The sequence below is a fragment of the Burkholderia sp. BCC1985 genome (genome assembly GCF_905339915.1).
Taxonomy (GTDB): domain Bacteria; phylum Pseudomonadota; class Gammaproteobacteria; order Burkholderiales; family Burkholderiaceae; genus Burkholderia.
Genome location: NZ_CAJPGY010000085.1, coordinates 1 through 10,216, shown reverse-complemented (window position 1 = coordinate 10,216; position 10,216 = coordinate 1). Strand labels below are relative to the sequence as shown.

At 68.8% G+C, this 10,216-nt stretch carries 7 protein-coding genes and 1 pseudogene; all 8 read left to right on the top strand.

Features of this window, described 5'->3' with window-relative positions; genetic code table 11:
• The first annotated feature begins 68 nt into the window (after window positions 1–68).
• A complete protein-coding gene (locus U4Z31_RS36505) occupies window positions 69–545 on the top strand; it encodes a chemotaxis protein CheW (protein WP_044847533.1) in 477 nt (158 codons plus the stop codon).
• 8 nt (window positions 546–553) lie between these two features.
• Window positions 554–2,026 carry a protein-glutamate O-methyltransferase CheR gene (locus U4Z31_RS36500; RefSeq protein ID WP_321812948.1) on the top strand — a complete coding sequence of 491 codons (1,473 nt, stop codon included), beginning with the start codon at window positions 554–556 and terminating at the stop codon, window positions 2,024–2,026.
• A complete protein-coding gene (locus U4Z31_RS36495; protein ID WP_321812947.1) occupies window positions 2,023–2,760 on the top strand; it encodes a chemotaxis protein CheW in 738 nt (245 codons plus the stop codon). The genes U4Z31_RS36500 and U4Z31_RS36495 overlap by 4 nt, the downstream gene beginning before the upstream one ends.
• Window positions 2,757–5,136 (top strand): annotated as a pseudogene (locus tag U4Z31_RS36490) (hybrid sensor histidine kinase/response regulator). The gene U4Z31_RS36495 and the pseudogene U4Z31_RS36490 overlap by 4 nt, the downstream one beginning before the upstream one ends.
• On the top strand, window positions 5,133–6,140 hold the full coding sequence (locus U4Z31_RS36485; protein ID WP_321812946.1) for a chemotaxis response regulator protein-glutamate methylesterase: 1,008 nt from the start codon (window positions 5,133–5,135) through the stop codon (window positions 6,138–6,140). The pseudogene U4Z31_RS36490 and the gene U4Z31_RS36485 overlap by 4 nt, the downstream one beginning before the upstream one ends.
• A 45-nt stretch (window positions 6,141–6,185) precedes the next feature.
• The gene (locus U4Z31_RS36480; RefSeq protein WP_321812945.1) at window positions 6,186–7,307 is read left to right on the top strand and encodes a diguanylate cyclase; all 1,122 of its coding nucleotides are present in this window, start codon (window positions 6,186–6,188) and stop codon (window positions 7,305–7,307) included.
• Between the two features lie 756 nt (window positions 7,308–8,063).
• Window positions 8,064–9,554, top strand: coding sequence for an L-asparagine permease (gene ansP / locus U4Z31_RS36470; protein WP_044847527.1), 1,491 nt, complete (start codon window positions 8,064–8,066; stop codon window positions 9,552–9,554).
• Window positions 9,555–9,622: 68 nt separating this feature from the next.
• Window positions 9,623–10,216 (top strand): circularly permuted type 2 ATP-grasp protein (locus U4Z31_RS36465; RefSeq protein WP_321812944.1); only part of this gene is annotated, 594 nt, incomplete at its 3' end.

The following is a 10,216-nucleotide window of genomic DNA, read 5'->3' as shown; positions in this document are numbered from 1 at the left end:
CCTGCGCACCGGCGTGTCGCGCTTCAAGATCGACGGCTGACGCACGCGGCCTTCGTGCGGACGACACGATGCTCTTCCTACTTTTTGAACTCGACGGCGAACGCTATGCGCTCGATGCGACGCGGATCGTCGAGGTGCTGGCGCTCGCGCCCGTGAAGTCGATGCTGGGTACGCCGCCATGGCTCACCGGCGTGATCGATCACCGGGGCAAGCTGGTGCCGGTGATTGACGTGCCGCGGCTCGCGCTCGGGCGCGCGGCGCACGCGCTGCGGTCGACGCGGCTCGTCGTCGTGCGCTATGCGCAGCAACACGAGGCGGACGGCGTCGATCGATGGCTCGGGCTGATCGTCGAGCACGCGACGCAGGTGCGCGAGTTCGCGCCCGCGCAATTCGCCGACAGCGGGATCGCGACGCCGCACGCGCGCTGGCTCGGGCCGGTCGCCGCCGACGCGACGGGATTCGTGCAGCGGATCGACGTAGAGCAGATGCTCGATGACGACGCGCGCGCATTGCTGTTTCCGCCCGCGCAGGCGCTTGCCGGATGATGGCCATGATGAACGCCAACGACCCTCGATTCGAAGCGTGGCTCGCGCGTGAAACCGGGATGGATGCGGCGACGCTCGGCAATCGTGCGCTCGCGCGCGCGGTTGCCGAACGCGCACGCGTCACGCAGGCCGATGCACCGGACGCGCCCGACACACCGAGGCCCGCCGGCGGCACGCCGGACGACGTCGCCGAGGCCGCCGGTGGCGCCGCGATCGATGCGTACTGGCAGCGGCTGAATGCGTCCGCGGACGAACGGCAGGCGCTGATCGAAACGCTGGTCGTGCCGGAAACGTGGTTCTTCCGCGACCGCGAGGCATTCGTCGCGCTTGCGCGGATCGCCGACGTGCGGCTCGTGCGCGAGCCGGCGCGCACGCTGCGCGTGCTGAGCGTGCCGTGCTCGACCGGCGAGGAGCCGTATTCGATCTCGATGGCACTGCTCGACGCTGGCATCGGCCCGTCACGCTTCGCGATCGACGCGATCGACATCAGCGCACGCGCGATCGAGCGGGCGCGGGCCGGCGTCTACGGACGCAACGCATTTCGTGGCCACCCGCTCGAATTCCGCGACCGCCATTTCAGCGAAACGGTCGGCGGCTGGCAGCTCGACCCGCGGGTGCGCGAACCGGTACGCTTCGTTCAGGCGAACCTGTTCGACCTGCCGCTCGACGCGGACACGCGCTACGACTTCATCTTCTGCCGCAACGTGCTGATCTATTTCGACCGACACGCTCAGGACCAGTCGATCCGGCTGCTCGAGCGGCAACTCGCGGACGGCGGCACGATCTTCGTCGGCCCGGCCGAGACGGGGTTGATGATGCGGCATGCGCTGGCGCCCGCGCGCATTCCGCTCGCGTTCGCGTTCCATCGCGCGGCGCAGGCTGATGCTCCGGCCACGGGCGCGAACGATGGCGAGCGGCCGCCCACTGTGTCTGTGGCATCTGCGAAGCCGGTGGCGCCGCAGACGTTGCCGCCCCGGCACCCGGTGGCGGCACCCTCCATGGCAAACCATTTCGCAACGGCAACCCTGCACCGCCCGCCGGCCGTGCCACAGCGGCAGCCGGCGACACGCATCGCGCACGCGGCGCCCGATGCCGCGGATGCCGCGCCGAGCGCACCCGCCGCCCCGGCGCCCATGCTCGCCGACGCCCGCCGGCTCGCCGACACGGGCCGCCTCGACGACGCCGAGCGCGCCGCGCACGCATTCACGCTCGCGCACGGCCCCGACGCGGACGCGTTCTACCTGCTCGGCCTGATCGCCGACGCGCGCGGCCTCGATGCGGACGCGCAGGATTTTTATCGCAAGACGCTGTATCTCGACCCGGCTCACTATGAGGCCCTGACCCATCTCGCCGCGCTGCGCGACGCGGCAGGTGACGCGGCAGGTGCCCGGCAACTGATGCTGCGTGCGCAGCGGGCAAGCGCGCGGCGCGTCAGCCGTGCCGACGGCGGACCGGACCGGCGAACCGGGCGGAACCCATGACCCACGCCGCTCGTGACGATCGCGCTCCGGCCAGGGCCGTCGACGATTGCTGGAATCTCATCGGCACGCGAGGTGACGGCTCGTGCCCGCGGCTTGCCGTGCACACCCGCTGCCTGAACTGCCCGGTGTTCGAACACGCGGCCGGGAAGCTGCTCGACCGGCCGCTCACCGACGCGGACCTCGCCGAAACGGCGCGCGCCGCACGCAGCACCTCGCAGCCCACCCCTGCGGATGCACGACTCACTGCATCCGCCGCATCTGCCGACGATGCGCAAGCGCAGCAGTCCGCGCTCGCGTTCCGCGTCGGCGACGAATGGCTCGGCCTGCCCGCCGCCGCGCTGCGGCAGGTCGACGGGCCGCGCCCGATCCATTCGCTGCCGCACCGGCGCGACGGCGCCGTGCTCGGGCTCGTCAACGTGCGCGGCACGCTGACGATCGCAGCATCCCTCGGCGTACTGCTGAATCTCGAGCGCAACGCAACCGGACCGCACGAGTCGCGCAACGCGTATGCGCGGATGCTGGTCGTCGAGCATCGCGGCGACGCGGTCGCGCTGCCCGTCGACGAGGTCGAGGGCGTGCTGCGCTTCGCGGCGCATGCGCTACTGCCGGTGCCGACGACGCTCACCCACGCGGCCGCGATGCACACGCGCGGCCTGCTCGCGTGGCGCGATACAACGATCGGCGTGCTGGACACCGATCGCGTGTTCGACTCGCTTGCGAGGAGCCTGCGATGAGCACCGACGACGACCTGATGCGCCTGTCGCTGCTCGACCTGTTCCGCGACGAAGCACACACGCAGACGCAGGCGCTCGCGAGTGGCCTGCTGACGCTCGAACATTCGCCCGGAGACGCGCCCGCGCTGGAAGCGTGCATGCGCGCCGCGCATTCGCTGAAGGGCGCCGCGCGCATCGTCGACCTGCAGGACGGCGTCGACGTCGCGCACGCGATGGAGGAATGCTTCGTTGCCGCGCAGCGTGGCGAGCTGACGCTGACGACCGCGCACATCGACGCACTACTGCATGGCGTGGACCTGCTGCTGCGCGTCGGCAACGCCGATCCGGCGGCGGCGGTCTCGCGCGCGGACATCGACGCGCTGGCCGCACTGGGTCCGACCGACGCGTCGGACGAGCGCGCCGACCGCGCGGTGTCGCTCACACCGCTTACACTGCCCGTACCGCCCTCGCCGGAACCAGGCGCCGCAGCGCCGCACATCGGCTCCGCGCCCGACGATGCCGCCCTTGTCTCGATATCGCCGCGCACCGGCGACGGCCCCCCGCGCCACCCGCCGGCCGATCCGTCGCCGGGCTTGCATGCCGTCGCGCCCGACGCCCCGCCTTTGCACACCCAACCGCCCCCCCCGGCACGATCCGCAGCGGATGCTGCGCGTACGCGCCGAGCAGCTCGACCAGCTGTTGAGCCTGTCCAGCGAATCGCTCGTCGAATCGCACTGGCTGAAGCCGTTCACGGGCTCGATCCTGCGCATCAAGCGGATGCAGCGCGACGTCGCGCGCTCGCTCGACGTGCTCGTCGAAACGTTCGCGGAGCGGCTCGACCCGGCCGCGCTCGCGTCGCTGAACGATGTGCGCCAGGGGCTCGGCAACCTGCAGCTGCAGCTCGGCGCGCGCCTGGACGAGCTCGACCGCTTCGACCGCCGCAGCACGCATCTCGCGCAGCAGCTTTACGACGAAGCGTTGCGCTGCCGGATGCGACCGTTCGGCGACGCAACGCACGCGTATCCGCGCATCGTCCGCGATCTCGCACGTTCGCTCGGCAAGCGCGTGCGATTCGCGATCGTCGGCGAAACGACGCAGGTCGACCGCGACATCCTCGACATGCTCGACGCGCCGCTCGGCCACCTGCTGCGCAACGCGCTCGACCACGGCGTCGAGACGCCCGACGAGCGCATCGCGCGCGGCAAGCCGGCCGAAGCGAGCGTGACGCTCGAAGCGCGCCACAGCGCGGGCCAGTTGCTGATCTCCGTCAGCGACGACGGCGCCGGCATCGATCTCGACGCGCTGCGTGCAGGCGTCGTGCGGCGCCGGCTCGCCGACGCGGACACGGCCGCGCGGTTGTCCGACCTCGAACTGCTCGACTTCCTGCTGCTCCCCGGCTTCTCGATGCGCGACCGCGTCACCGATGTGTCGGGCCGCGGCGTCGGCCTCGACGCGGTGCACGACATGGTCAAGGCCGTGCGCGGCACCGTGCGGATCTTCACCGAGCCGGGCCGTGGCGCGCGCTTCGTGCTGCAACTGCCGCTCACGCTGTCGATCGTGCGCAGCCTGCTCGTCGAGGTCGGCGGCGAAGCGTACGCGATCCCGCTTGCGCACGTGCGCCGCACGCTCGAACTCGCGCGCGCCGACATCGACACGCTCGAAGGCCAGCAGCATTTCCGCTTCGACGGCCGCCCGGTCGGGCTCGTCACCGCGCACCAGCTGCTCGGCGCACCGTCGCCGGAACAGGCGGGCGACAGCGTCGCGACCGTTGTGATCGGCGACGAATGGGAGTCGTACGGGATCGCCGTCGACCGGTTCCGCGGCGAATGCATGCTGGTGATCCAGCCGCTCGACCGCCGGCTCGGCAAGGTCAAGGACATCGCGGCGGCCGCGCTGATGGAGAATGGCGAACCGGTGCTGATCATCGACGTCGAGGACTTGCTGCGCTCGGTCGACAAGCTCGTGCGCGGCGGCCAGCTCGACAAGGTGCAGCGCGCGCAGCACACGGCCGTCGCACGGCGCCGCCATGTGCTGGTGGTCGACGATTCGCTGACGGTACGGGAACTGGAGCGCAAGCTCCTCGAAAAGCGCGGCTATGCCGTCACCGTCGCGGTCGACGGGATGGACGGCTGGAACGCGCTGCGCGGCGCCGATTTCGATCTCGTCGTGACCGACATCGACATGCCGCGCATGGACGGCATCGAGCTCGTCACGCTGATCAAGCGCGATGCCGCGCTGAAATCGCTGCCGGTGATGATCGTGTCGTACAAGGACCGCGAGGAGGACCGCCGCCGTGGACTCGACGCGGGCGCCGACTACTACCTGGCGAAGAGCAGCTTCCACGACGAAACCCTGCTCGACGCCGTACGCGACCTGATAGGAGAAGCCCGTCCGTGAACATCGGCATCGTCAACGACCTTCCGCTCGCCGTCGAGGCGCTGCGCCGCGCGGTCGCGCGGCGGCCCGAGCACCGCGTGCTGTGGGTCGCGACCGACGGCGCGCAGGCCGTCGAGTTCTGCGCCGCGCAACCGCCCGACGTCGTGCTGATGGACCTGATCATGCCGAAGTTCGACGGCGTCGAGGCGACGCGACGGATCATGTCGTCGGGCAAGCCGTGCGCGATCCTGATCGTGACGAGCAGCATCGGCGCGAATGCGTGGCGCGTGTACGAGGCGATGGGCGCGGGCGCGCTCGACGCAGTCGATACGCCGCGGCTCGGCGCAGGCGCGAACGGCGACACCGCGCAGCTGTTGCTCGCGAAGATCGACCAGATCGGCCGGCTGCTCGACAAGCCGGCGGGCGCCGCCCGCCCCGCCGGCACGACGGCGCGCGGCGACGGCGGGCCGCTCGTCGCGATCGGCGCGTCGGCCGGCGGCCCGACCGCGCTTGCGTCGATCCTCGGCGCGCTGCCCACCGATTTCGGCGCGCCGATCGTGATCGTGCAGCATGTCGACCAGGCGTTCGCGGACGGCATGGCGCAATGGCTCGACGGCCAAACGCCGCTCAACGTGCGCATCGCGCGCGAAGGCGACCGGCCGCAGCCGTCGTTCGTGCTGCTCGCCGCGACCAACGACCACCTGCGGATCACGCGCGCCGGCACGCTCGAATACACGCGCGAGCCGGCCGAGACGCCGTACCGGCCGTCGGTCGACGTGTTCTTCAGCAGCGTGACCGAGCACTGGCCCGGCGACGTGATCGGCGTGCTGCTCACCGGGATGGGGCGCGACGGCGCGATCGGGCTGAAGGCGATGCGGATGAAGGGCTACCATACGATCGCGCAGGACCAGGCGACGAGCGCCGTCTACGGAATGCCGAAAGCCGCCGCGACGCTCGGCGCCGCGCGCGCGATCCTGCCGCTCGAGCGCATTGCGGGCGAACTGGCGGCGCTCGTCGGGAACTGAATGAAATGGACTTGCGTGACAGCAATGGCAACAACGGGTGTCGACATGACTAGTGACTCCACGCGACGCCCGGGCCACGATAACGGCACGTCCGCCGCGGACGGCGCGGGCGCGGCGCTCGAAGCCGCGCGCGCGACCCTGCAGGTGCCGCCGGCGACCGACGTGCCGGCGATGGTGCTGCTGGTCGACGACCAGACGATCGTCGCCCAGGCCGTGCGGCGCGCGCTTGCCGACGAGGACCGCATCGACTTCCACTACTGCCCGCGCTCGGACGACGCGCTCGCCGCCGCAGTCGAAACGCGGCCGACCGTGATCCTGCAGGACCTCGTGATGCCCGGCACCGACGGATTGAGCCTCGTGAAGGCGTACCGCACGAATCCCGTGATCCGCGACGTGCCGATCATCGTGCTGTCGACCAAGGAAGAACCGGTAATCAAGAGCGCCGCGTTTGCGGCCGGCGCGAACGACTACCTCGTAAAGCTGCCGGACCGCATCGAGCTCGTCGCACGGATCCGCTACCACTCGCGCTCGTACGTCAACCTGCTGCAGCGCGACGAAGCCTACCGCGCACTGCGGCAATCGCAGCAGCAATTGCTCGAAGCGAACCTCGAACTGCGCCGCCTCACGCATTCCGACGGGCTCACCGGGCTGTCGAACCGGCGCTATCTCGACGAATACCTGAACGCCGAATGGCGGCGCGGCGCGCGCGAACGCAGTGAGCTGTCGCTGCTGATGATCGACGTCGACAACTTCAAGCTTTACAACGACACGTACGGCCACGTGTCGGGCGACGACGTGCTCAAGCGGGTCGCCTCGACCGTCGAAAGCTGCCTCGGCCGCCCGGGCGATCTCGCCGCACGCTTCGGCGGCGAGGAATTCGCGGTGGTGCTGCCGGGCACGTCGCCGGGCGGCGTGCGCCTGCTCGCCGAGAAGATTCGCCTCGCGATCGAAGCGCTGCGGCTCGAGCACGTGCATTCGTCGACCGGCCGTTACGTGACGATCAGCATCGGCGGCGCGAGCGTCGTGCCGGCGGCCGGCACGCCGATGACGTCGCTGATCGAAGCCGCCGACCGCGCGCTGTACCGCGCGAAGCGCGACGGCAAGAATCGCGTCGCGATCGATGCGGGGCCGGCAACGCCGAGCGACGGCGGCGGGCAACCGGCCTGATCCGTACGCGGCAGCGTCTTGCGACGGCTATGTCAAGTTGACAAGCGCAGGCTACGTGCCTTCCTCAAGAGTAGTTATCCTTATCAGATTACTTGGTTGGCTGCGGGAGAGTCAGTCCAACCATGCCATGTGGCGAGGCGTTCTTTGAGTATGGCGCGACGACATACCGCGTTCATCTGATGTCTCGGCAACGCGAAGTGCTGCCGGATCGGGCCGACGCAAGAGAGAAATGCCAGAGTGCGTCGCGCATCGCGAAATCCGCGCAGCGCGCGCGTCCATCACACGATAGTCGGTCGCGATCTCTTTGCACACTGATGCTTGAGGCAATGCCGGCCGGAGGTCATCGCGCGCGGTGCCGCGCAGCCGATCTCGATCACGCACGGCAGCCGCGTCGAGCCGAAGTGACCCTGAACCAGCATGAATCCCGGTCGGAAGCGGAAATAGAAAAATCGAAACGACAATCACGCCCGCGCGATATGCGGCGTCGCACGCGACGAGCAGGCTGACGCACTTTGCGGCGCGATGGCCGAGGCCCGTATGCAGGAATTCGAACAGGCCTAGTCCAAATTCGCATTCTGTTTGTGATGGGAATTACGGCTGAATAAGTTCGCGACATACCGCGCTTTTCGCCAAGATCGGCGAATCGCAATCAGGATGGGTGCGCTTGATTCCGCACCCTGATCCTCCGGTACCGGTGGTCCCGATCGTCGCGCGATCGGGATGAATCCAATTACATCCGTGCACGAGGATACCGTCATGGCATCGATTCCCGAACCGTCGACAACCGGCGAAACCGACAAACGCAGCTGGCTCGAATCGCACGAAGCCGGCTATCACAAGACTCTCGGCAATCGACAGGTGCAGATGATCGCGATCGGCGGGGCGATCGGCACCGGTCTGTTCCTCGGCGCGGGCGGCCGTCTGCAGGCCGCCGGACCGTCGCTCGCGATCGTCTATCTGGTGTGCGGCGCGTTCTCGTTCCTGATCCTGCGCGCGCTCGGCGAACTCGTGATGCATCGCCCCAGCAGCGGCAGCTTCGTGTCGTACGCACGCGAATTCCTCGGCGAGAAGGCGTCGTTCGTCGCGGGCTGGATGTACTTCCTGAACTGGGCGATGACCGGCATCGTCGACATCACCGCCGTCGCGCTGTACATGCATTACTGGGCGCCGTTCGCGGCCGTGCCGCAGTGGATTTTTGCGCTCGTCGCGCTCTGCATCGTCGCGACGATGAACCTGATCGGCGTGAAGTGGTTCGCCGAGATGGAGTTCTGGTTCGCGCTGATCAAGGTCGCCGCGATCGTGCTGTTTCTCATCATCGGCTCGGTGATCCTCGGCACGGGCGTGCAGGTCGCCGGCCGTGACACCGGCATGCATCTGATCACCGACAACGGCGGCTTCTTTCCGCATGGACTGATGCCGGCGCTGGTGCTGGTGCAGGGCGTGGTGTTCGCGTTCGCGGGCGTCGAGCTGGTCGGCACGGCCGCCGGTGAATGCAAGGACGCGCGCAAGGTGCTGCCGCGCGCGATCAACAACGTGATCTGGCGCATCGCGATCTTCTACGTCGCGTCGGTGGTGCTGCTGGTCTGCCTGCTGCCGTGGAGCGCGTACAAGGCCGGCCAGAGCCCGTTCGTCACGTTCTTCGGCGCGCTCGGCGTGCCAGGCATCGGCTCGGTGATGAACCTGGTGGTACTGACGGCGGCGCTGTCGAGCCTCAACTCGGGCCTGTATTCGACCGGGCGCGTGTTGCGTTCGCTGTCGATGGGCGGCTCGGCCCCGGCGTTCCTCGGCCGAATGAGCGCGCAATCCGTGCCGTACGCGGGCATTCTGGTGACGGTCGCGATCTACGTGGTCGGCGTGCTGCTCAACTATCTCGTGCCGTCGAGCGTGTTCGAGATCGTGCTGAACATCGCGTCGCTCGGCATCATCAGCACGTGGGGCTTCATCGTCGTGTGCCAGATGAAGTTCCGTGCCGCGGTCCGGCGCGGCGAAGTGGACGACGTGCCGTTCAGGATGCCGGGCGCGCCCGTGACGTCGTGGCTCACGCTGCTGTTCCTGCTCGGCGTGCTGGTGCTGATGGCGTTCGACTACCCGAACGGGACGTGGACGATCGCGTCGATCCCGCTGGTCGCACTGCTGCTCGTGGCCGGCTGGAAGTGGTTGAGCAGCCGCGCGCGCCGTGGGTTGCTCAAGCCGACGATTCCGTCGGTCACGCTGACACGGCAAGTGCTCGAGAAGGGCGACAACTAAGCCGACGCGCAATCGGGGGACGGCCTGCGGCCCGAAGCAGGCCGCCTCGCAGAAAACGAGAAAATTCAATGGCACCGTTTGACGAAATGCTTGCAGGCGATCAGGTTCGCCCGCCCTACTCGCGAGTCAAGGCATGGCTCGACACGCAGAACCCTGCAAGCCTCGCCCAGAAGGCCCACGACGCGGAAGGCGTGTTCCGCAGGACCGGCATCACGTTCGCCGTGTACGGCGACGCACAGGCCGCCGAGCGGCTGATTCCGTTCGACATCGTGCCGCGCATCATCTCGGGCGCGGAATGGAGCCGGCTGTCGCTCGGCATCGAGCAGCGCGTGATGGCGCTCAACGCGTTCCTCGACGACATCTACCACCGCCAGGAGATCGTGCGCGCCGGCATCGTGCCGAAGCACCTGATCGCGCACAACGAGGCGTTCATCCCCGAGATGATCGATTTCCGGCCGCCCGGGAACGTTTACACGCACATCATCGGCGTCGACATCGTGCGCACCGCCGAGAACCAGTTCTACGTGCTCGAGGACAACGCGCGCACGCCGTCGGGCGTGTCGTACATGCTGGAAAACCGCGAGACGATGATGCAGCTCTTTCCCGAGCTGTTCCAGCAGGTCAAGGTGCGCCCGGTCGAGACCTATCCGCAGATGCTGCGG

Coding starts and splice junctions, on each gene's coding strand:
- ansP (WP_044847527.1), top strand. CDS start 8,064: ATGGCATCGATTCCCGAACCGTCGACAACCGGCGAAACCGACAAACGC.
- U4Z31_RS36495 (WP_321812947.1), top strand. CDS start 2,023: ATGACCCACGCCGCTCGTGACGATCGCGCTCCGGCCAGGGCCGTCGAC.
- U4Z31_RS36500 (WP_321812948.1), top strand. CDS start 554: ATGAACGCCAACGACCCTCGATTCGAAGCGTGGCTCGCGCGTGAAACC.
- U4Z31_RS36480 (WP_321812945.1), top strand. CDS start 6,186: ATGACTAGTGACTCCACGCGACGCCCGGGCCACGATAACGGCACGTCC.
- U4Z31_RS36505 (WP_044847533.1), top strand. CDS start 69: ATGCTCTTCCTACTTTTTGAACTCGACGGCGAACGCTATGCGCTCGAT.